We start from the raw sequence: 22,432 nt of genomic DNA on the forward strand, positions 1-22,432 counted from the left end.
TACTCACCCGTCCGCCGCTCGTCATCTTCTAGCAAGCTAGAAATGTTACCGCTCGACTTGCATGTGTTAGGCCTGCCGCCAGCGTTCAATCTGAGCCATGATCAAACTCTTCAATTAAAAGTTTTTTTGAAACCTAAGTTTCATGCTCAATGAATTCTGATTGTTTGTTTCTACTTTTCAAAAAAGTAAAATCAAAACGAATTGACTATATAGTCACTCAGTTACAATTGAGACTCTAAATTTGTTTGCGTCATCTAGCGAACTAGAATCTGCTGTTAGAACTCAATCTGTACGAGTGCCCACACAGATGATTGCTTCATATTTTTAAAGAACATTTCGAAACATTTCGTTGTTTCGAGGGATGTGCATTCTAAGCACTCCCGATTTTTTGTCAATACTTAATTTTGAATTTCTTTAGCAGAAGTTTCGAACTTAAGTTTTACTTGTTGACGCTAACTCGTTGCTGCTTTGCTTTTCAGCGTGGCGCCCCGTGTCAGTGGGGTCGCATTATAGGGCGATCCGATTTTAGTGCAACCCTTTTTTTCGGTTTTTTCTATTTATTTTTCAAATGCTTTTTAGCCCACCGAATCCTAACAACTTATCCACATTTTCTGTGGATAACCCACAGGAATTTCGGCTTTTGCTTTTCTTTGTGGTAGATTACCGCCCCATTATTTACTCGTTCTTAGAAAAAGGCTAAATACATGGCTGATATCTTAAACTCGATAAGTGGTCTTTTATGGGGCCATCTACTTATCTACCTCTTAATAGCTGCAGGTGTATTCTTCACAATTAGGCTTGGCTTTATTCAATTCACCCAATTCCCATATATGGTGAAGGTAATGATGCAAAGTCGCGAAGGTGCTGAAGATGGTATCTCCTCTTTTCAAGCATTCTGTACTTCACTCGCCGCACGGGTTGGTACCGGTAATATGGCAGGTGTTGGCGTTGCGCTCTATTTAGGCGGTCCTGGTGCGATATTATGGATGTGGCTCATTGCCTTGATTGGTATGGCGACCAGTTTTGCTGAAAGTTGCTTAGCGCAGCTATATAAAACAAAAGATGATGACGGAAACTTCCGTGGTGGCCCTGCTTATTATATGGAGCTAGGTTTAAAACGTAAGTGGATGGGGGTGTTATTCTCACTTTGCCTTATCCTTGCATTTGGTTTCGTCTTTAATGCAGTACAAGCCAACTCCATTGCTGCAGCATTTAACGTTGCCTTTGATGTGCCTAAATATGTGATGGGTATTGCGTTAGTAGCAGCTTCTGGGATTATCATCTTCGGTGGTTTAAAAACTATTGCACGCTTTGCCGAACTTGTCGTGCCTTTTATGGCCGTTGCTTATCTTATACTTGCACTTTACGTCTGTGCTGTGAACTTTGCGCAGCTACCAGATATATTCATGCTAATAGTAAAAAGTGCAATGGGTATTGAGCAAGCGGGTGCTGGTGCGATTGGCTACGCCGTAATGCAAGCGATGCTTCAGGGGATCAAGCGCGGCTTATTCTCAAATGAAGCCGGTATGGGTAGCGCAGCAAACGCTGCTGCAAGTGCAACACCAAATCCAAACCACCCAGCATCACAAGGTTATGTACAAATGCTAGGTGTATTTGTAGATACCATAGTGATCTGTACCGCGACCGCTTCGCTTATTCTTTTATCTGGTCAGCTTGAACCAAACTCTGGTTTAACTGGCATTGAATTAACACAATCTGCATTGGTTCATCATGTAGGTGAATGGGGCGCAATTTTCGTTGCGGTCGCTATTCTATTTTTCGCTTTTACCTCCATTGTTGCCAACTATAGTTATGCAGAAACCAACCTACTGTTCTTAGATCACCATTCAAAGAAAGGCATGATGGTATTCAGAGTTTGTGTATTAGGTATGGTAATGTTTGGTGCGGTAAGCGAACTTGGACTGGTTTGGACACTCGCTGATATTTCAATGGGTTTAATGGCTGTAGTTAACGTGATTGCACTCTTTATGCTTCGCAAAGTCGTGCTATGGCTTGCCAACGATTATAAAAAGCAGCTTAAAGCTGGCGTAACCCCAGAGTTTGATCCTAGTACTAACCCTGAAGTAGAAAAAACACTACCAAAAGGCATTTGGACTAAATAGACCAATACAGCGCACTAATGCTTATATTTAGTGCGCTTTCTTCTTATAAAACCCAATTTAAATGAAGAAGAACACAAAAACACGCCCTTGAGTTCATTTAATGTCCAAACAAACCAACCACTTATTGCCTTTCAAAAAAAAATCCGTATAGTAAAGCACAAGTCGGCATATAGCGCAGCTTGGTAGCGCACTGTCATGGGGTGTCAGGGGTCGCAGGTTCAAATCCTGCTATGCCGACCAGCTTTTCCTTACCCTATTCAATCACTTATCTTTCTTCTTATACTCTTCTCAAAAACAGCAGTTGTATTATTGTTGTATTTTAGTTGTATTATTTTTTGGCTCCGCCAATTTGCTTTTGAGCTTTTCAAATAGATCTAACTAATGAAAAGAGGCAGATATATGCACATAATTTTAATGATTGCGCTCATTTTAGGTGGGTTTTCACTTGGCTCCAATGTGAGCTGGTTACTTGGTCTGCCAACTATTGTTGTAGGCATTTTGTGCTTTAATTTAGGTAGTTCTGAGTGGAGAGAAAGACAAGAAGCATACTTGTTCACTCTAGGGATTGGATCCGGAGCTTTGATACTATTGTACGAGATATTTAGATAACCTTGAGTACAAAGTTCATTTAACCATAATTTAGTACACGATAAAGTAATGTTCTTTAGGCAGAAGTTAAGTAAATCACATGTTCTGAGCAATAAAATTGAATAAGTCTTAACTTGATCTGTCAAGTTCGAATAATAGAACTCAATCAAAGCTGATAATCGCATATGTGCCAAACTCGGCCGTTGGTAACGCCTCAATCAGCCGCCGCGATAGCGGTCAGCTGAATTGATTTGTTATGCATTGTTATTTAAAAGGGGGACCTTCTATCCACGAGACCAAACTCCATCGTTCCCCTTCACTTACTTTCTTGACTCTATGAAGCATCCACGAAGGAAAAACTGCTATCGTTCCTTGTGTTTTAGGACACTGTGCAGAATGATGTTCATTTCTAAAAAATTCCAGCTCACCTCCCGAGTAATCAGTTTCATCGGAGAGTTGAATACAGACACTTAACTTCCTTTTAGATGCAGCTAGACGCCCGAGGTCTTGATGCCAATCATAACCTTGATCTACACCGTACCTTCCAAGTTGCATTGGTTTCAGGTAGCCAAATAGCTCGTAATTGAAGATGCGATCATTCACTGCTGCAACATACTCGGCTATCTTTGAAAAAACTATATAAGTTCTATCGTTTGGAGGAAGCCAAAACAAATCAGTATCTCTTGCTAAGCTTCCATTATTCCCCCAACTAAGTTGACTATGCTCTTTAGATAAATTTTTAGATTCAGCAACTATTTGTTCACATTCTTGTTTCGACAAAAAGCCCTCTTGAACAAAATAATCAGGTTGAACACTAGATGATTTCTGCAAGCTATTAGCTCTAAACACCCATTCATACCTAGCTTCTCGGGCAAAGCGATCATCACCAAAATCATTATTGTTAGAGCTATCCCACCAATCTGGTGGCTCAGGAGGATCTACCGGCTCGGGCGCAGGTGGAGGATCTACTGGCTTAGGAGCTGGTGGCACAGGCGGATCAACCGGCTCTGGTGATGGAGGAGGTGATGGAGGATCCGTTGGTTCTGGAGCTGGTGGTTGTGGTACCGGTATTGGACCCGGGGGATCTGGTACTGGAATTGGACCGGGCGGTTCTGGTACTGGAATGGGGCCAGGAGGATCTGGTATAGGAATTGGACCAGGCGGTTCAGGAACAGGAATCGGACCTGATGGAAACGGTGTAGGAGGAGAAGGTGGTAATGGCGGCAAAGGGGGTAGATCTGGAGTAGGAATCGGAACTGGAGGTAAAGGGGGAAAAAATGGATGAGGGCTTATGCCTTCTTCTAGCGATTTATCTTTACTCATAAGACTTCCTTTTTAATTAAACAAGACTAGACCAACGCCTCAAAAACCGGCGCAGCTTTGCTGCGTCCGGCGCCAGAAAGGCGCGAAGTTGATTGACTTGTTACAAGGCATATTGTTCGGCCTTGCAGGCTACTTTTTTAAGTGTTTCGTTATAGGCTTTTGCATCATTGGAAAAATGTGCACGCCTATGACAATTGGGGCAAAGAGCTACCACGTTCTCAGGGTGATCCGGCCCACCATCTGCAAGCCTATGAACATGATGGCACTCAAGATATGGCCCGCTTTTTGTCTGAAAAGGTGCGTTTTCCCCGCACCCTTCGCATATTCCCTTTGATCTAGCGATAACATAAAACTTTAGTGCTTGTGAGCGGTAATAAGCGGTTTCTTGTTTTTCTTTGGGTGTACTTGTTCTTGGGCTTTGGCTTAAGGCAGCTTTACGTAAATCTTTAATGCTTTTGTTTTTAAGTTGTTTCGGATCCTTTGGAGAGCAGGTGGCTTTCGGCTCCGCGATGATATTTTCATTGCTAGCTGAATCTATATCTAGGTGAAAGACGAATGCTGTTCTATTGTTTCCTTCTCGGTCAGGGCGATCTTCCTCGTGATAGCCCAAACATTCTGCTGAACCAATGTAACGCACGTAGGCTTTTCGAGTGTATTCAAATACGTGAATAGTTTTACCACTTTTAGCGTGCTCAAAAATGGCTTTATTACCGGACGCCATTTTCATGTCACCGACTTGTCCTTCGCCGGTATACCAGAATAAACCATCTTCGTGATATTCATCTCGATAACCATGCTGTTCGCCGGCATCGGAGGTGAAGATAAAAACTACTGGATGGTTTTTTGGCGTAGATATTCCGCCTTGAGCCTGGCCACCATATAAACCATGGATTTCTTCTTTTCTTTTATACTCTTTGCCAATTTCAAACACGGTACTTCCTTATGCCTTGTAACAATTTAATATCGACCCAATGGGTCGTTTTCCTGAATATAGGAGAAACTCATAGCAGTTTGTATGGTGAAGTCTAAACTTATTCACTTAAACTGTATGATCAGATATGAGCTAGTACACATAATTACTCAGCTGGTACTTCTTCTTGCCCCTGACCTATTTCAAAAGTACCTATCAAATTAAATCCTGAAACTTCACTAGAACCTTCGAGCCGCTCAGCGATTCCAGTCATCACTGTCGTTAATGGAAATTCATCTTTGTTTGAAATTAATAGGGCTCTAACTATGCTAGCCACTGGGGCATCCGGCATTACAAATACGCAGACGATTTCATCTGCTCCATAGTGCGCGGCGTGATGATGCCCCAAAAGCATGAACCGCTTCAAGTGGGAAAATTGTTCTACTCGAAAGTTGTGTACTATATTAAGGTAAAATGCCGTAATTCTCCCCTCATGTTCCCATATGGCAAACGTTGGGCCTTTATCATAAACTAGCTCGTAGTTATCTCCACAGTATGCACTCAACCACCTTCGCATAGCCATTTTTGTGGTGCGTATATAATTCGAATCAAAAGCAGTTTTACGGGTAACACTGGCAACTTCACGCACTTCTTCAATAGCTTCGTCTGAAACCCCCGCTTGCAGTAGTTCATTAGTATACTTAATAAACCCTTCAGAACTGTACATGTGAAACCGCTGAACTTTTGCTATCTCAGTTATTTCACCAATCAGCTCAGGTCGAGGAGATATTGTTTTCACGCCGTTTTGTTTTACTTTAAGCCACCAATCTTCTTTATTATCGTCGGTAATAAACACCAAATCAGACACTTTACTACTCTGTGCGTACTCAACAATCTGAGACCAGACAATATAGTCGCTGTATTTCCTGCGGTATGTTAGGTTGGCATACGAAAATACAGGCTCATCAGATTGCTCCTTTTCATCATCCATATAGCCGGGCGGAACTTTGTTTTTGAACCGAACTTCGGCTTTATTTTCGAGCTCATCTATTGCTTTTTGAGAATCAGGCTTTGCACCCACGCGATCACGCAGTAATTCATCTAACCGATTTCTTATTACGTCTTCACCAACAACACTTAAATGATCTGCTTTGAGCTTATTTAGTTCGCTTACAAATGCCTCTGTTGCGCTATTCATTGCTTCGAGAAATGGCTCAGGGTCGATTGTTGAATGTCTCTTTTGAAGTTGCAGCTTCTCTAGGTTGCTTCTTATTGCGGATGTACCTTTGGATATAATATCCTCAACTTCAGAAAACTTTGTGTTTTGGCTGGCTATCACTTTTGGTCGATTTCTCTGATATTCCAAACCAACATGGTACGGGATCCAAACTCTGTCCTTTAAGCGCTCAATCAGTTGAAGCATTTGCTCTGTGGTACTTTGTTGGTAACGATAAAGGTTAAGTAAAACATTAGCGTCAAATATAATGACAGCATTATTCCACAGGGTTTTTAACTGTTCTTGTTGCAGGCTATAAAACCCCTTAAATTCATCTTTCATTGCGTAATCCTTTGACTTACTTAACATCTAATCTGAAAAATAAAACACCAACCTTAACGTTTTGGCAGGTTCAATATAGACGCATTGGCAACCATTTGTAAATAAAGCGTTTCCCAATTCCCTTTTATAGCCAAGGCTACACAAGCAACGAAAAAAGTTTGGATAAATGACTTTGCTTATTTGTATAAATGAAACTAATGGTGCTATTTTGTATTTAGTTTAGGAGGAAGCTCAAAACTCAGTTGTATTATGGCACCTAACTTATTGATTTTATTAATGGTGAAAACGCCAAAATTAGTGATTTTGAAGGGTGGAAAACAGGGGTTAAAATCCATTTTTACATTTAAAAACATAGAGTTAAGTTAAAAGTGCCGTTTATCATGGGGTGTCAGGGGTCGCAGGTTCAAATCCTGCTATGCCGACCAGCTTTTCTACACTCTATTCAATAAGTTAACTTCATTCATTTCCGTTCGTAAAATACGCTGTATTAGTATCTTAGTAATATAACTTTTCCAATTTTCGTTCGCTATTCCTGTTCAGACTTATGAACTTTGTTTTCTTTGATGTATTAGAAGCTCACCTCAATGAGCATCGCTAGCGACTCCTTTCAATGTCAGCGCCTTAAAACAATGTAAGAACCATTCCTCGTCAGAGGCAAAGGCTTCAAAAACGAATAACTCTGATGGCTAATTCAGCTTGAATAGATTTGCCGAAATAAGAACACTAAAAATAGATTGCTGATATGAGCTGCTAAATGCTTTCTCCCGACACAACCTCTCACTTTACACTTCAAACAGTGTAATTTCTATTTCCAGTACTCTACGTGACCAGGCCAAAACGCATGCATTACTCAGTTTTGTATTATTTGTGCCAGTTCAAATATGTCGGCTCTGCCCCTAGCCTCTATTTTCCAGTTAATTAGTAAAATGAACATGAGGGATTCTTAACATACTTTACAGCTATAACACCTTATAAATCGGCTATTTCACCTTAGTTCTCAACTAACAGCAGCAATCACAAAACACAATTTATTTACATTAAAGTAATAATACTGACAAATAACCTACCTAGTATTGCGAGACTTTCAATTAAGCACGGAGATTAAAATGAAATTCGCAATACTTATGCTTGCAGTCAGTGCGACTGCAAATGCAAACACCAACATATGTAGCAACTACGGCTGCCCAACTGGCACACCATCAAGTAATGATATCGTTGAACGACCTATATATGTGCTTAGCAATAATCGCGCAACAAAGTTTGCGGACTGGGTAGCATACAAAGTCACACCAAGCACAATTGATGGCCCAAGCCGTTCAAGGACTTGGAAATCTGACCCTAAAATTGCAAGTAGATACACGCTAGAGCCAAGTGACTACAGCGATGCATGGGCAACTATTCATACAGATAGAGGTCATCAAGTGCCTTTGGCATCGTTTTCCAATACATCCAATTGGAGCGATACTAACTACCTCTCGAACATTACCCCGCAATCATCAAACCTTAATCAAGGCCCATGGGTTAAATTAGAAAATGCAGTGAGAAGTTTAGTGCGAACGGGCGAAAATGCATATGTGTTCACGGGTCCCTTGTATGAATATTACTTTGCTACCTTGCCTGGTGCTGATGAATCTCACACTATTCCGTCAGGCTATTTTAAGGTCGTTGTCACAATAGCAGGCTCAAATGTGAAGGCTTCTGCTTTTATCATGGAGCAAACTTCAGGTAGATATCTTGATTACTGCAAAACAGAAGTAACCATTGACGAAGTAGAGCAAAGAGCAGGCCTGAATATCCTACCTAGCCTGCCAAGCTATAAAGCCACCGACATTGAGGGTCGAGTCGGTGGTCTTAGCTCACAACTAGGTTGCTAGTTATGAGGGCTATCAGTTGGTAGCCCTTTAATTTACTTTGTAATTTTCACCAAGGCATTTACTCGATGAATACCCGCCTCATTTAAGGTTTGATTACATTACTTTTCATGCCATTTTACGGCTATGTTTTTGACTCGGAATTTCCCATTGGCCTGCCTGTCACAGCGGCTCTGATTGGTACGTTCAATATGAATGTTTGGCAGGTCTACCTGCGAGGCTTCCACTTCACTAAGTTGCTCTAAACACATAAGTTGCGTCACTTCACGGAGCACATTATCTTCGACTAGATTTTCAACTAGACGTTTGCCTTTAGCCTTGTTCACCACATTACTGTTGCTTTTATTCTTTGAATGTAACTTTGGCATTGAAAACGTACTGCCTGCTGGATAAAACGAATAGTAGAAATGCTGTGGCTTATGAGTTTCAATCACAACTACGCCCTGCTTACCAAGTACCGAGAACTCCTCTTCAGTACTTTCAAATTTTAGTGCTGTGGTTTCATCCACACCAAAACCAAATTTTTGGCCGCTTTTAAGTGCTAACACCGCAAGCCTAAAACTTCTGCCTCTTTCACTAAAATGCGTATCTAAAACGCCAAAGGAAAAGACTCCTAAGCCACCTGTAGCATCATAAGTTAATGCATCGGCATTTAGCTTGCCGCATCCACCATGCTTTTCGCAGTGTTGTACTGGAGCAGAAGCATTTATCGCGCCATTTAATATAGCTTCGATGCTGCTACCATTGGTGATCATGGGAACATAACCGAAGGCATTTTTACCACCGGCCTGCACCGCTGTTCCGGCACTTGTACCGATAATTATTGGTATCTCCTTTAGCACTTCAGTCCAAGGATAAGGCGTTTGCTTATCGGTAGCATACATTACTAGCTTAGTGAGTGATTGATCACCGCCGTTAAACATGATCGCATCCGCATTTACCAACTGCTGTTTCACCTTCTCAATCCCTTGCTGGCAAAGATTATATTCGGTTAATGTTCTATCTGGATAAATGACTTCACGATTATAAACCCCATTGAGCTGGTTACGATAGCTATCTAGGTTTTCACAGTCACCGCTACTAAGCGCCCCAGCTAATGCCGGAGTAAGGGGGAACCACAGGGCATTAACATCATAGCTTTGAAATAATCCTTCATAGAAATCAGCAGACTCATAAGGATCACGAGATGATGCAGTGACAAGCAGCAGTCTTTTGGTTTTTGTCTTGCCAATGCGTTTAGCAATATCTTCTATGATTTCAGTGCTCGCTGGCTCATTGTTTCCGTTAGTATTAACTATTTCAGGTATACGTTTATGCTGATACAGCAAGGGCAGTTCAAGCATATCGAAGAAGAAGTTATATTCTTTATCACTCCAACTGCGATATAAGCCTTCATCAAGTTGTTTCGCATGCTGCGCAAGCTGTAGTTTAGATAAGACTTTGTTCGATGGTAATTTCTTAAGCAGTTTAAGGGTGCGCCTTAGGTGCGCGCGATTGTTAGTTGGCCAACCTTTAGCGAACGTATTTATTGCAATTTCATCAACAGAAAACAACAAATGTGTTTTCACAGCCGCTGAAAATTCGACATTTTCTGCACAGTTTTTTGTGGCCATACTAGAACAGGTTTTGAGTGCCCCGCCAATCAAATAAAGTGTTTGTGCAGAAGAGGTTAAGCTGAAGAAAAGCGTACCCACAGTTAACACTGTGGTTATAAAAAACACAACATTCATGATAAATTCCAAACAAATTTGTTAAAAACGACTTGTCAGCACAAAAACGCTTGTGCTATAAATTTTAATGAACATTGCGAAGCGCAAGCTAGCACACGCTGGTTTGCATTGTCAAAAAACACGAGATGAAAATATGTTGAAGAATGCGTTCAAATTTGTTTGCTACTTCTACTCACCTCACTACCTTTCTGAGTGGTTCGACGAGTAGACACACGGTGTAAAGCCGTGGCGTTGTCTATTAATTGCAACCCCACCTCTTGATTTCTATAAAAATTAAACGGCTGACTTAAGGCGTACTATCGCGATTATTTTTCGTAGTGGCGTGGCTTTTATCTGTCCAATTGAAACTGACCTATTGTTTTTAACGCTTTTTAAGCACAGACGATTGCGAAGTTTCAATTCAGTAGAGCAATAAACACAACAAATAAATTCTACAGCAACGCCATTCGCCTGTACTAAGCCGCTCATCAACAGAAAGTAGGTGAAGTAATGTACAACAAACTATTCGTAGCAATTTCAGCAGCCTTGGCTGCTTCAAGTTTTAATACTCATGCAGAAGAACAAACAGATCAAAACGTAAAAGCCGTTGAAAGAATTGAGGTCACGGGCTCTCGCATAAAAGGCGTTGATTTAGAAGGCACACAGCCCATTACTATCTTGAGCTCAGAAGACATAGACCGCTCAGGTGCTTCCTCAATTTTCGAGTTACTTCAAGACCTTCCTCAATTAAAAGGTGGCTCTGGCACGTTCTCCACAAGCGAGAGTGGCAGTACATCAACCTCAACACCCGCGGGGCAAGCAGCAGCCAGTTTACGAGGCATGGGTCCTTCAGCGACGTTAACCTTGATCAATGGCCGTCGTGTCGCCCCAAGCTCTTTTGCGGCGGGCACACAAAACTTTGTAGATGTAAACGCCATCCCTTTGGCGGCTATCGAACGAGTTGAGATCCTAGCGACTGGGGCATCCGCAATCTATGGAGCCGACGCCGTTGCGGGTGTGATTAACTATATTCTTAAAGACAATTACGATGGTGTAGAACTTGAGGTTAGCTATGGTAACAGTCTTGAAAGCTCTGATGAGGGCAAAACACAAGTCAATCTAATTTGGGGAACTGAAGTTGGTAATGGCAGCCTGATGTTGTTTGTAGATTTTTACGACCAAAACCAATTTAACGCAACAGATAGAGACTTCTTGGCAACACCCAACTTAGTTAACGGATATTCTTATCTTCCTAAACTCAACAATACGCCTAATATTTATTATTACAGCAGTCGCGACGGTAATGAACTTCCAGCACCTGGCTGTATGAGCCAGCTGGTCACCACTGAGTATGGGGAGCAGATCTGTGCTTACTATGGTAATCAAGATGATGTCCTAAGCACACCATTTGAGAGTATGTCTGGTGGTGCAATGTTCAATCAGCAGGTTGGCGAGTTAACTTGGAAAACTGAATTTTTTATCAGTAAAACAAAATCAACCGCTTATTCAACCCCAGCCGCAATCAATCTGATTGATGACAGTGAAGGTCCGTGGGTGAGAGAGGATTCCCTCTTCATTTATAACGACGCAAGCGGTAACAACTCGCTACTTGATTCACTTTACATCGACCCATTCAACACACAACTTGGACAGGAGCAATGGGGGTTTCAGTTTGATGCTCGCTTTACCTCACCCCGCACCATTGAAGTCGAAAGCCAAAATATGCGATTGGTTTCGAGCCTAGAAGGGCTGCTAGGCGAATGGGATTGGGTATCTGGGATTATGTTCTCTGAATCTAAATCAGATCAGGTGGCCACCGATGGGGTATACAATCGTTATAAGTTTCATGCCGCTTTGGCCGGGGAGCTATGTGGTGATGGGAACATTGCCAGCATTAACGACGGCCAGTTAAGCTGTGCTAATAGTAACCTTCTCGACTTTTATAACCCATTCTTAGCAGGCAATGCCACTAACGATGCAACACTTGCACTTACCAAAGCACGCCCAACCCGAGAAGGTACAAGCCGTATTTACAGCTGGGATTTTACTGTATCGGGTGAGCTCTTTTCTTGGCAAGATATCGCGGTACAGTCCTCGTTTGGTGTCGAAGCACGAAAAGAAGAGCTGTCGGACACCCCTTCAAATGATGCGGTTGCAGACGCTGCCAACGATTACTTAGTTGATGTATTTGGTTATGGCTCTAGCATCGCGGACGCAAAAAGAACGCAGCTAGGTGCATTTGTAGAGCTATACATTCCAGTAACAGAAACAGTAGAAATGCAGGTGGCTGGACGATATGACCACTTTGACGACTTTGGCTCAACTTTTAATCCAAAAATCGGCATAAGCTATCGCCCTACTGATGCCCTAATGTTACGAGCCGGTTGGTCTACTTCTTTTAGAGCACCGTCTTTAACGCAGGCTGGGGTAAAGCTGAGAACAACGACTTCAACCTTCGATTGCGGCGCGAATCAAGCTGTCGCCGATCTGTATTGTGAGGGTGATGGCACGCAAGTTACGGTTAACTCCTTAGAGCTTGGTAACAGCCAACTTAATGCCGAAGAGTCTGAATCTATTTCTCTAGGTTTAGCTTGGAGCCCAACTCGAGATACCACTATCGCGATTGATTACTGGCAATTTGAATATACCGACGTTATTGATACAAATATGACCGCTGTACTCAGTCGTGCAATTACAGATCCGTCGTTGCGTCATTGTGGCCTTGTGCCTGATGGTCAGATGGGTATTTCGTATGATGAAGATGTGTGTAGCGTAACCGATACACAAGGTTTAAGCATAGCTCAAAGCGGCGCTGATCTAAGCGAAATTTTGGCGGCTTATATCAATGAATTTGACCCTCGCGCTCAAAGCCTACAACTATATCGCGATCATGTTATTCAATTAGAGAACACAGGTAGCCAAGATATTGCTGGGTTGGACATTAAATTTAATCATAGATTTAGATTTGATAACGCTGACTTAACCGTGAAACTGGATGCAACTCATTACCTCGAATACGAACGCAATAAACCGGGTTCTGATCTGAGTGAAGAACTTGTTGGTACCTTTAGATACCCTGAAAATATAGGCAGAGTTTCATTGACTTATAACGCTGATAATTTTTATATCTCGCTGGGTGCAAACTATACTGACAGTTATGAGGACGACATCGAAGGGCTACGTGGTCGAGAAATCGACGAGTTAACTGAACTTGGGCAACTCGATAGCGAAGGGAAACGAGATGTTGATAGCTGGACAGTGGTTGATGTTAGTGCGGGTTATGAATTCTCAGAGCACCTAAAGGTGAGGCTCAGTATTGATAATCTTTTCGATAAAAAGCCTCCTGTGGTTTATGGTTCATCGCGAGGCTTCGACTCAATCAATCACAATGCGTTAGGCACCAACTATACTCTCGGATTAACTTACCAGTTCTAATGGAGAAATGGGGGTAACCCCATTTTCGTTCTTTATATGCGAAAAACTATAAAAATGCCTGACGCATTCGTTATTTTGCTGGTGATTGCAGGGCTGTGCTATGCGGTGTCACACTTTATTTTGCCCGGCTCGTTCGAGCTAGCAGGAACTAATGATACCGTTGCACTTTCACAGTTTTCACAAGCACAAACACCCGCTCCCTTACCTTTGTTTGCCACTCAAGGTGAAGCAGGATTGTTCAACGTGCTATTTGAGGGGCTCGTGAGTGGCGACAGAAATGGAGCCGCTATTGGGGTTATTGCTTTTATCCTAATAACAGGTGGTGCATTTGGCGTGTTAATGCAGACCAAAGCAATAGACAATGGCATTATGGCGCTGATCAATTCTACACAAAGGATTGATTGGCTATTTATCCCTAGTCTGTTCATCACCTTTGCTTTGGGTGGTGCCATATTCGGCATGGGTGAAGAGGCTATCGCATTTTGTATTGTGCTTTACCCTATCATGATGAGGCTTGGCTATAACGCCCAAGTTACCGTGCTTGTGACTTATGTTGCAACACAAATCGGGTTTGCTACTTCCCCCATGAACCCTTTTAGCATTGCCATTGCACAAAGTATCGCTCAGTTACCGGTATTCTCAGGCGCAGAGTTTAGGGTTGCTCTCACCACCCTATTCACATTCGTCGGACTGGTTTTTACGGTGCGCTACGCTGCGAAAGTACGAAAAAATCATGAGGATATCATTGCAAGTACTTCGCCCATGGAGCTACAACTTGTTGATAAGGCGTTATTGCTTGCGTTTTTCATGGTAATTATTTGGGTCATTTACGGTGTGACTGCAAAAGGGTACTACATCCCTGAACTTGCCACTCAGTTTTTTGTGCTGGGGCTGGTCATCGCCCTAATAGCTAAATTGGGAGGACGCCAGTCTATTAGCCAATCAGTGGCAGCATTTAAAACAGGAAGCGCAGATCTGCTGCCAGCAGCTTTGCTAGTTGGTCTCGCCAAGGGGCTTGTACTATTACTAGGCGGGAGCGATCTCCAAACACCTTCAATCTTAAATACTGTGCTTTATTATGCGGCTACCTTAATAACCCAAGTCCCTGATGCGTTGGCAGCTTGGTTTATGTATGTATTCCAATCTTTATTCAACTTCTTTGTATCTTCGGGCTCTGGACAAGCAGCTATTACTATGCCCATTATGGCACCTCTTTCAGACCTAATTGGTGTTTCTCGGCAAACTTCTGTACTGGCTTTTCAGCTTGGAGATGGACTGAGCAACATCATTATCCCAACCTCAGCAAGCTTAATTGGCTGCTTAGGGGTTGTTAAACTTTCTTGGAACGATTGGGTGCAGTTTATTTGGCGCTTTATGTTACTTCTTTTCACATTAGCAAGTGTGGTCACCATATTTGCTCACTTAACAAATTACCAATAAATTTATGCTAACACTTATTAAAAATGTTGAGCTTTTTACGCCTAAAAAGCTCGGAAAGCGTGATGTCCTTTTTGCTGGGAAAACAATCCTCGCCATTGAGGAGGATATCGAAATAAACAGCAACTTGGAGTTCGCTATCGTTGACGGACAAGGATTTATATTAGCCCCCGGATTTGTCGACTCTTTAGTGCACTTTAGTGGCGGTGGTGGCGAAGCGGGTTTTGCGAGCCGTACCCCGCAAATGAACCTCACTGATGCAACGCTATATGGGATCACGACTGTCATTGGCGCACTTGGCACCGATGATGTCAGCCGAACACATACCGATCTAGTTGCTAAAGCGAAAGGGTTAAAACAAGAGGGGTTGAACGCCTTTTGCCATACAGGCTCTTACCACTTGCCAATAAAAACGCTTGGTCACAGTATCCGTCACGACATTATGTATATCGACGAAATCATCGGTGTTGGGGAAGTTGCAATCGCCGATCATCGAGGTACGCAGCCTTCGGTAAAAGAGCTTACGACCATTGCAGCAGAAGCGAGAACTGCTGGTCTATTGAGTGGCAAACGTGGTACCGTTTCCATTCACGTTGGAACAGGTGTTGAACACTTACAGCTCCTCCATGAAGTAGCACTGTCTAGTGAAATACCGCTCAGTCAGTTTTACCCAACTCATATGAATCGAAATGCCGAATTGCTAACTGCGGGGATTGCATTTTGCAAAGCTGGCGGAACCATCGACTTTACCACTAGCACCACCGAGTACGACTTAGCCAATGGTGAGCTAGCAGCAGCCGAGGCGTTGGCATATTGCTTAGACAAAGGCGTGAACGCACAGCAACTAACCATGAGCTCCGACGGACATGCGAGCTTGCCAATTTATAATGAACAAAATCATTTAGTTGGATTTGAAGTGGGTTCAGAGTCTTCGCTGCTTGGGGCGTTCCAGCAAGCGGTGCAGCAATTTAATGTGCCGCTTGACTTAGCTCTGCAATCTATTACGTCCAATCCAGCGAGGATTTTAGGATTAAATAAAGGTGAGATCTCTGTCGGTAGTGATGCCGACCTTGTTTTGCTCGACGCAAACACGCTAACGCCACATAGCGTTTGGTGTAACGGTCAAAAAATGGTTGAAAGCCATAAGCCACTAGTCACTGGTTTCTTCTCTTAAAGTTTGGCAGGTAGCACTATGCTGCCTGCTAATTTACGGAAGTTTTAAAAGTAATCAACCAGCTCATATCTAATCCGAGCCTCAGGATAAATCAAAAATAGCTGTACAACATAAGTGCCCCAGCGCTAAACATAACCACATTTTCAGTTAGTGATATAAAACCTAAAGGCACATCAGTGTCACCACCAACGCATGCACATTTGAGCGCTTTTTTATCAATGTATACGGCCTTGAACACCGAGATTGCACCTATAAGCCCTATGAATATTGCCACTGGTGCATAATAAATGGCAGGCAAAGTTGTTAGCATACAAACGCCGGCATATAACTCTAAGTAAGGGTAAGCATACGCGTATTTTAGATGACGCATCGCTAACAAGTCGTAAGTGATAAAGGAGTTTGTAAAGCTATGAACATCCCGTATCTTTTGTACCGCGAGTAACAGCATAGAAAACCCAATAAAAGGCTTTATCCATTCTACAAGATTATCAACAGGAAATTGTGTCGCGAATGTGAGCAGCAGCGCGACTAAAAATATCGAAAGTACTGGCCAGTATACGTTTTTCTTTTCCTTATGTGACGGCTTGCCTAGATATCGGCGTAGCGCTTCATAACCACCAATGTGTCGATCGTTGATAAATATTTGTGGCGTAGTGTCAACGTTATGAGTGGCTTTAAATTCATCCGTCTGTTCCCTTGATTTGAGCACATTGTCGTCTACACAAAAACCCTCTCGTGAAAGCAAATCCCTAGCTCTGAGACCAAAAGGGCAAATGTGCGATGAGGTATGCATTCGGAAAAGTGTCGCATTTTTCACTGGTGGCTCCCCCTATTTTATTACAAACATAAGTAGAAATTACCGACTGAGTAAATCAGCTAAGAAAAATCTGCCGACATTAGTGCAATTTCAGCTTAATGATTGTAACTAAAGCGAATTCCATACCACCTTTAATTACACTCAATAACATGAAAACGGGTTGAATTTATTGATGTATCACAATCAAATTAATCTCGGTTAAGGTAACCATGGATAAACCTGATCTTGGTCAGCAAACCTTTTATTAAACTACGGTTTGGTTAAAAAAACCTTCTGACTATAAAGTCTTAGATTTATATTTCGCCTTGTCTTTAGCTACCGAGATAAAAAACAAATGTCAAAAATAATGGGTAGGGAAATAAAGTTAGGCAAGCACAGTGTATTGCTTTCAACAACGGATCTGGACAGTCGAATTACATACGCAAATCAGTCATTTTGTGACATCGCGGGTTTTAGCATTGAAGAAATGCTTGGTCAGCCGCACAACTTAGTGCGCAATCAGGATATGCCAAAAGCGGCATTTAGAAATATGTGGTCTACCATTCAAAACGGCCAATCTTGGATGGGACCTGTTAAAAACTTAACAAAAAATGGGGATTACTATTGGGTAAACGCTTTCGTCACTCCAATTAAAGACGAGCGAGGCAACATAGTTGAATACCAATCTGTAAGAACTTGCCCTTCTTCCGAGGTAATCAAACGCGCAGAAAATGCTTATCGCACTCTTGATAGCCAACAAAAAACGAGTCGCTATGACAGCACTCGCCTCTCATTTATGTTATTGCTTTTCGTCGCGATAACTTTGCCTCTAGCCCCTCTATTAAACAATCATTGGTTTACCCTGCTACCATTGACTCTGTTATGCATCACGATTGCGTTAACCGCACGTTTTCGCTCTAAATATAAAGCTTTGCTCACACAAGCCAAAACGATTTTTGATAATGATTTAATGTCTGTGATATACGGTCAATCTCGAGACAGAGTTGCCGATATTACACTGGCATTAGAAATGCAAAAGGCGAAAATTTCTGCGGTAGTAGGCAGAGTGAACGATGTATCTGTTCGAGTAAGTGAAAATGCAAAACTTACCACACAAAGCGGTCAATTCGTTGCCGAGTTACTAAAACAGCAAACAAGCGAGGCAAAAGAAATGGTTGTTTGCATGGACGAGTTTTCGCAAACGATTGATGAGCTCTCAGAAAACGTAAACCATGCTGCAGATGCAGCCAATAATTCAGAGCACCAAGCTGGGCTTGGTAAAGCCGCAGTAAAAGACGTTATCGATTCTATTCACTATCTTGATGAGCATTTAATGGAAGTGAACAATGCCGTAAATCGCTTAGTATCGGGAAATGACCGCATTCAAAATATTCTTAGTGTTATCAACTCTATTGCCGATCAAACCAACTTGCTTGCGCTAAATGCGGCAATTGAAGCCGCCCGAGCGGGCGATCATGGCCGGGGATTCTCAGTTGTAGCAGATGAAGTTCGCACGCTTGCACAGCGCACACAAACTTCCACAGAAGAAATCACGCAATTACTTAAAGAACTAAATGATATTTCCAGCTCTGCTGTTGATTCAGTGCAAAAAAGTAATAGTCTATCAAATCAAAGTGTTGACCTTGCAAAGAATAACGGTTCAAGCCTTGATACCATTCAAAGTCATGTCATGCATTTAGCCGATTTAAATCGCAGTGTTGCCGCCGCCATTGAACAACAAAGTTGTGTGGTAAAACAAATAAGCATAAACGTTGACAGCGTGACTACGCTCGCAGAGAGAGGCACAGAACATGGCGAGAAATCTTTTACTTTAAGTCAAGAATTACTAAGTCAAATTGAGCAGCAAACACGCCTAATACAGCAATTTTCTCAAACATGAGAAAACCAAATAGACCACAACTTATTATTTAACCTGAGGTTTGGATAAGGAATGTTCCAACTCATTGTTGCTAAAGCACAACTTAGTTTTTTCCTTGTCTAGCCAGCAAGTTTTAGGGAAAACAAGGCAAATTTACGCACCAATAGCTGGCTATTGGAAGTGAATTCAACGCAGTTAGCGCTAAAACTGGCTGCTAGAAAGGCATTAATTATCCGCAGCTCAGGTTATTTACGTAGTTCAAAGTCAAAAAGACGCTTAGATATCAGTGGACCTCAATATTTAATTGGATACCTTGGGTCCACTGACCTTGCAGCTAAAGACAGTATTATAGTTCGGCCTCAAGAATGGCGAGTGCGTCCTTTTCTGCCTGTTTCACATTGCCATCGGCTTCAATAACACGCACGGCTAAGTCTTTCGCAAGTTTACGCATCGGCTCATCGATAATGTTATTCATGCGGTGTTGCACATAAGCTTCAATGTCATTATTTTTTATCGCAATAACAGATTTTGAAAGGCTATCTTCGATGTAATCGTCTAATGCGATTGCAGAGTTCCACTGCAGACTTTTTGCCCACTTTCTCACAACATGTTTTTCACTTTCACTGATGACCCCATCAACACCAATAAATAGTAATGCGATATCAATTAGGGCTTCTTTTTGCATCTGATCGACACAAATACCTGTGTCAAAGTGATTGAGTAGCTGTTCAAATTTCATAATTCTTCCTTAACCCTTTTCTGCAAGACAAGATCACAGATATTTCAAGACGGAACAAAAAACGCTAAGATTTAAACATATGCTAACTTTTTCCATTTGTCATATTAAAAAAGTGCAAGTTCAATTACGCCACATCCCGTAGGCCGTAAAAAAGTCGAAAAAATAAGAAGGCTCCACTTATTACATTTCACTTTTCACAATTAAAAAATTCCCAAATACTGCCAACTTTATTACCTCTACCGCTAAAAAGCGTTATCCCTGCAAAGCAACACCTCTAATACATACGACTAAAGAAGCAGCCCTAAGAGAAAATATCAATTATAAAGTTTGATTTAGTAAGAAAAGATCATTACCTCCACAATTGATTCATTTTGTTGAAATAATTTGCACACTCTCAGAATCAATCGAAGAAAAATAGGAACAACAATGAAAGAGTTAAAACTAGGAATGAACTTATCATTTTTCATTTCCCTTTCTATTATAGCGTTTACCTTACTTGTTCTAGATGCCTTAATCGTGTCAGAAAGAATCAGCATGGTTTCTTTTGTCCAATTAACGCTATCTGCAGCAATCATGTTTTATATTGTTACAGGGTTATGGGCAATATTCAGTGGTCAAAGCCGAGTAATCATCTGCAATCAAGGCGTGGTTTATCACAGCCTGTTAGGCCAAAAGCATTATATTCCAGCAGAAGAAGTGGAAAAAATCTCGGTGGAACGATTACTTTGGTTTAGTTATACCAAGCTTTATCTGACAAGCGGTGTACTAAGAATTTGGTCTTTCAAACCCAACCTTGCGCAACAGCAAAGCCTTAAACTACTGGGATATATTTAATCCCAAGTTTATTGGTGTGTAGTAGACCTTATAAATTTGCTTTCAAAACGAGGCATTGAGTAAGATAACCTAAATTCATAACGAGGTTATTATGCAAAGACAATATGCGATAGGTACGCCCGGCGTACCTTGGACTTCCAAAGAAAAAACAGTGTGGTTAGAAAGCCAATCGATCAAACGCTCATACTCTGAAGAGGTCATAACTCAAATAGAAACGCTCAAACACGTTTTTGACGTCACCGAGTATGGTCAGCTTGACTACCCAAATCAAACTTATTCTCTATATGCATTAACAACAAAAAACTGGCAGCAAAACAAACCAACCATACTCGTTACCGGTGGCGTGCATGGTTATGAAACAAGCGGTGTACATGGAGCGCTCGCTTTTGCAAAATCAGAAGCGCAACAATATGAACAGGCTTATAATTTCATTATCTTGCCTTGCTTGAGCCCTTGGGGCTATGAAACGATAAACCGCTGGAATCCACAAGCCATTGATCCTAACCGCTCTTTTTATGCAGATAGCCCAGCGCCTGAGTCTCGATTGGCAATTAACTTTGTCGACAAGAAAGCAGCAGATATTCTGTGTCATGTTGATTTACACGAAACCACAGATTCTGATAATTCTGAATTCCGCCCTGCATTGGCAGCAAGAGATGGTAAAGAGAATCACAATTGGAACATTCCTGACGGTTTCTATTTAGTTGGACATACTCAAAAACCGGAAGCTAAATTTCAAAAACGCATTATCGAAGAAGTGGCTGCGGTAACGCAAATTGCCGACGCCGATGACCATGAGCAGTTAATCGGTGTTGATTTAGAGCAGCACGGTGTAATTAATTATGATGGCACTGCGCTCGGTTTATGTATGGGTATGACAAATGCCGCTTTTGTAACAACAACTGAAGTTTATCCTGATGGTCAAAACGCAACACCAGAAAACTGTATCGCGGGTCAAGTGGCAGCAATTAGAGGGGCCATTAAGTACTTACAAAGCGAGAGCCAATAAGATTTAAGAAGGTGTGGTTTGTTAAACCACACCTAGGAGAATGAAAAGAGCCTACCAAATTGTCATATTGTGCAGCATTAAACTTTTCCGATGAAAACAACTCGTCCCGTTATAATAAAACCTAATTCGCTAAGTCTTCCTTACCACTAACCACCCCAAAGATTTCTTTAAATGAAGTCGGCTTTTGCAAAATACTCACTGGAATATGCAATGCTCTTGCGATATCACTAGCAGAGATCATACCCCGGAGCCCTTCCGGACCAACCAATAAAACGTGCTGCAATCCTAAACTCTGTAATGTTTCAAGCACATCTCCTATCGTACTTTTGGCAACCATTTCATAGGGAACAGCATATAGCTCTTCTTTACTCACCATCACATCTTCAACGCACACATCTTCTCTCGACACCTGTTTTCTTTGTGCAACACTTAAGACCTTTCTGCCGGTGAGGTCACGACAATTTACCACTCCCAAGAAATTATCATCTTCGTCAACAACGAGCTTTGAGCGCACATGGCCATTTTTCATCATGTATAAAGCATGATCAATATCGACGTCTTTTGCTATCACTTGAGGCTGCCTGCGAGTAAAGTCAGTCACTACCTTAACCGCACTACTGTCCATATTTAAAGGTTCTGAATCGAAGTGATCACAAAGCTGAAATACCCCTTCCAACTTAACGGTTTTTAACGCTTTGTATTGGCCCATTTTATACTCCTGCTTTTATAAAGCCCTTCGAAAGTCTGGTTTTTATGTTGTGGTTAACAATCCACATCTAAAGATAAAAAGAACAACCAGTGTAAAGGCAGTAAAAAATTATTTTTGGTAACTGGAAAAGTAAGAGAGGTTACGAAGCTCGAGCACATGAGAGCTAATCTCACACCTCTCTAGTTAAAATATGGTTTATACCGTGAATATATTCAAGTCAATGAAGCCTAAAACTCCTGTAATCTCAGTGTAATGCCGTGTAATAGCTAAATTTAAGTAAACGATTTAGACTGAAGATGTTTGCTAGGATTTATCACCCTAATATCAAACAATTGGTT

15 protein-coding genes, 1 tRNA gene and 1 rRNA gene are annotated in these 22,432 nt (G+C 41.8%); 9 read left to right on the forward strand and 8 right to left on the reverse strand.

The window, feature by feature from the left end; all coding sequences use genetic code 11:
• A 16S ribosomal RNA gene (locus tag NH462_RS10385) occupies positions 1-117 on the reverse strand; the annotation flags it as partial.
• Positions 118-704: 587 nt separating this feature from the next.
• On the opposite strand from NH462_RS10385, the gene NH462_RS10390 reads away from it, so the two are divergent.
• Positions 705-2,123, forward strand: coding sequence for a sodium:alanine symporter family protein (locus NH462_RS10390; RefSeq protein WP_010374768.1), 1,419 nt, complete (start codon positions 705-707; stop codon positions 2,121-2,123).
• A gap of 163 nt (positions 2,124-2,286) precedes the next feature.
• Positions 2,287-2,363: transfer RNA gene (locus NH462_RS10395), tRNA-Pro, on the forward strand.
• A gap of 612 nt (positions 2,364-2,975) precedes the next feature.
• On the opposite strand, the gene NH462_RS10400 is transcribed toward NH462_RS10395, so the two are convergent.
• The 3 genes from NH462_RS10400 to NH462_RS10410 all read right to left on the reverse strand — a co-directional run bounded on the left by NH462_RS10400 (position 2,976) and on the right by NH462_RS10410 (position 6,502).
• Positions 2,976-4,034 carry a 2OG-Fe(II) oxygenase gene (locus tag NH462_RS10400; RefSeq protein WP_253105627.1) on the reverse strand — a complete coding sequence of 353 codons (1,059 nt, stop codon included), beginning with the start codon at positions 4,032-4,034 and terminating at the stop codon, positions 2,976-2,978.
• 100 nt (positions 4,035-4,134) lie between these two features.
• Positions 4,135-4,965, reverse strand: coding sequence for an HNH endonuclease (locus tag NH462_RS10405; protein WP_253105628.1), 831 nt, complete (start codon positions 4,963-4,965; stop codon positions 4,135-4,137).
• A 145-nt stretch (positions 4,966-5,110) separates the two neighbouring features.
• A complete protein-coding gene (locus NH462_RS10410; RefSeq protein WP_253105629.1) occupies positions 5,111-6,502 on the reverse strand; it encodes a PIN domain-containing protein in 1,392 nt (463 codons plus the stop codon).
• A 1,106-nt stretch (positions 6,503-7,608) separates the two neighbouring features.
• Between NH462_RS10410 and NH462_RS10415 the strand changes: the two genes are divergently transcribed.
• Positions 7,609-8,376 (forward strand): DNA/RNA non-specific endonuclease, encoded by a 768-nt coding sequence (locus tag NH462_RS10415; RefSeq protein WP_010374770.1) that lies wholly within the window; start codon positions 7,609-7,611, stop codon positions 8,374-8,376.
• 98 nt (positions 8,377-8,474) lie between these two features.
• Here NH462_RS10415 and NH462_RS10420 read toward each other — a convergent pair whose 3' ends face one another.
• Positions 8,475-10,103 (reverse strand): cyanophycinase, encoded by a 1,629-nt coding sequence (locus NH462_RS10420; RefSeq protein ID WP_253105630.1) that lies wholly within the window; start codon positions 10,101-10,103, stop codon positions 8,475-8,477.
• Positions 10,104-10,592: 489 nt separating this feature from the next.
• Here NH462_RS10420 and NH462_RS10425 point away from each other — a divergent pair, with 489 nt between their 5' ends.
• Genes NH462_RS10425 through iadA form a run of 3 tightly spaced genes read left to right on the forward strand, consistent with a single transcriptional unit; the run spans position 10,593 to position 16,128 of the window.
• Positions 10,593-13,517: a TonB-dependent receptor gene (locus tag NH462_RS10425; RefSeq protein ID WP_253105631.1), complete on the forward strand. Its 2,925-nt coding sequence runs from the start codon at positions 10,593-10,595 to the stop codon at positions 13,515-13,517.
• 54 nt (positions 13,518-13,571) lie between these two features.
• On the forward strand, positions 13,572-14,957 hold the full coding sequence (gene yfcC / locus NH462_RS10430; protein ID WP_253105632.1) for a putative basic amino acid antiporter YfcC: 1,386 nt from the start codon (positions 13,572-13,574) through the stop codon (positions 14,955-14,957).
• Positions 14,958-14,961: 4 nt separating this feature from the next.
• Positions 14,962-16,128, forward strand: a complete 1,167-nt coding sequence (iadA, locus tag NH462_RS10435; protein WP_010374777.1) for a beta-aspartyl-peptidase — start codon at positions 14,962-14,964, stop codon at positions 16,126-16,128.
• Between the two features lie 91 nt (positions 16,129-16,219).
• Here the strand turns inward: iadA and NH462_RS10440 are convergent, their stop codons facing one another.
• Positions 16,220-16,921 carry a MauE/DoxX family redox-associated membrane protein gene (locus tag NH462_RS10440; protein WP_253105697.1) on the reverse strand — a complete coding sequence of 234 codons (702 nt, stop codon included), beginning with the start codon at positions 16,919-16,921 and terminating at the stop codon, positions 16,220-16,222.
• Between the two features lie 358 nt (positions 16,922-17,279).
• Here NH462_RS10440 and NH462_RS10445 point away from each other — a divergent pair, with 358 nt between their 5' ends.
• Positions 17,280-18,824: a PAS domain-containing methyl-accepting chemotaxis protein gene (locus tag NH462_RS10445; protein ID WP_238322973.1), complete on the forward strand. Its 1,545-nt coding sequence runs from the start codon at positions 17,280-17,282 to the stop codon at positions 18,822-18,824.
• Positions 18,825-19,149: 325 nt separating this feature from the next.
• Here the strand turns inward: NH462_RS10445 and NH462_RS10450 are convergent, their stop codons facing one another.
• On the reverse strand, positions 19,150-19,542 hold the full coding sequence (locus tag NH462_RS10450; protein ID WP_010374783.1) for a hypothetical protein: 393 nt from the start codon (positions 19,540-19,542) through the stop codon (positions 19,150-19,152).
• 426 nt (positions 19,543-19,968) lie between these two features.
• Between NH462_RS10450 and NH462_RS10455 the strand changes: the two genes are divergently transcribed.
• Together NH462_RS10455 and NH462_RS10460 are read left to right on the forward strand one after the other, a co-directional pair.
• Positions 19,969-20,376, forward strand: a complete 408-nt coding sequence (locus NH462_RS10455; protein WP_010374784.1) for a hypothetical protein — start codon at positions 19,969-19,971, stop codon at positions 20,374-20,376.
• Between the two features lie 91 nt (positions 20,377-20,467).
• On the forward strand, positions 20,468-21,385 hold the full coding sequence (locus NH462_RS10460; RefSeq protein WP_010374786.1) for a M14 family metallocarboxypeptidase: 918 nt from the start codon (positions 20,468-20,470) through the stop codon (positions 21,383-21,385).
• A 121-nt stretch (positions 21,386-21,506) separates the two neighbouring features.
• On the opposite strand, the gene NH462_RS10465 is transcribed toward NH462_RS10460, so the two are convergent.
• Positions 21,507-22,094: a CBS domain-containing protein gene (locus NH462_RS10465; protein WP_017218139.1), complete on the reverse strand. Its 588-nt coding sequence runs from the start codon at positions 22,092-22,094 to the stop codon at positions 21,507-21,509.
• Positions 22,095-22,432 lie beyond the last annotated feature (338 nt).

Source organism: Pseudoalteromonas sp. OANN1 (assembly GCF_024124685.1).
In the GTDB taxonomy this organism is placed as follows: domain Bacteria; phylum Pseudomonadota; class Gammaproteobacteria; order Enterobacterales; family Alteromonadaceae; genus Pseudoalteromonas; species Pseudoalteromonas piscicida.

Bases quoted from the DNA above. Each gene is read 5' to 3' on its own strand.
- NH462_RS10440 (WP_253105697.1), bottom strand. From the start codon at position 16,921: ATGCATACCTCATCGCACATTTGCCCTTTTGGTCTCAGAGCTAGGGAT.
- NH462_RS10400 (WP_253105627.1), bottom strand. From the start codon at position 4,034: ATGAGTAAAGATAAATCGCTAGAAGAAGGCATAAGCCCTCATCCATTT.
- NH462_RS10465 (WP_017218139.1), bottom strand. From the start codon at position 22,094: ATGGGCCAATACAAAGCGTTAAAAACCGTTAAGTTGGAAGGGGTATTT.
- NH462_RS10460 (WP_010374786.1), top strand. From the start codon at position 20,468: ATGCAAAGACAATATGCGATAGGTACGCCCGGCGTACCTTGGACTTCC.
- NH462_RS10445 (WP_238322973.1), top strand. From the start codon at position 17,280: ATGTCAAAAATAATGGGTAGGGAAATAAAGTTAGGCAAGCACAGTGTA.
- NH462_RS10415 (WP_010374770.1), top strand. From the start codon at position 7,609: ATGAAATTCGCAATACTTATGCTTGCAGTCAGTGCGACTGCAAATGCA.
- yfcC (WP_253105632.1), top strand. From the start codon at position 13,572: ATGCCTGACGCATTCGTTATTTTGCTGGTGATTGCAGGGCTGTGCTAT.
- iadA (WP_010374777.1), top strand. From the start codon at position 14,962: ATGCTAACACTTATTAAAAATGTTGAGCTTTTTACGCCTAAAAAGCTC.
- NH462_RS10455 (WP_010374784.1), top strand. From the start codon at position 19,969: ATGAAAGAGTTAAAACTAGGAATGAACTTATCATTTTTCATTTCCCTT.
- NH462_RS10410 (WP_253105629.1), bottom strand. From the start codon at position 6,502: ATGAAAGATGAATTTAAGGGGTTTTATAGCCTGCAACAAGAACAGTTA.
- NH462_RS10425 (WP_253105631.1), top strand. From the start codon at position 10,593: ATGTACAACAAACTATTCGTAGCAATTTCAGCAGCCTTGGCTGCTTCA.
- NH462_RS10450 (WP_010374783.1), bottom strand. From the start codon at position 19,542: ATGAAATTTGAACAGCTACTCAATCACTTTGACACAGGTATTTGTGTC.
- NH462_RS10420 (WP_253105630.1), bottom strand. From the start codon at position 10,103: ATGAATGTTGTGTTTTTTATAACCACAGTGTTAACTGTGGGTACGCTT.
- NH462_RS10390 (WP_010374768.1), top strand. From the start codon at position 705: ATGGCTGATATCTTAAACTCGATAAGTGGTCTTTTATGGGGCCATCTA.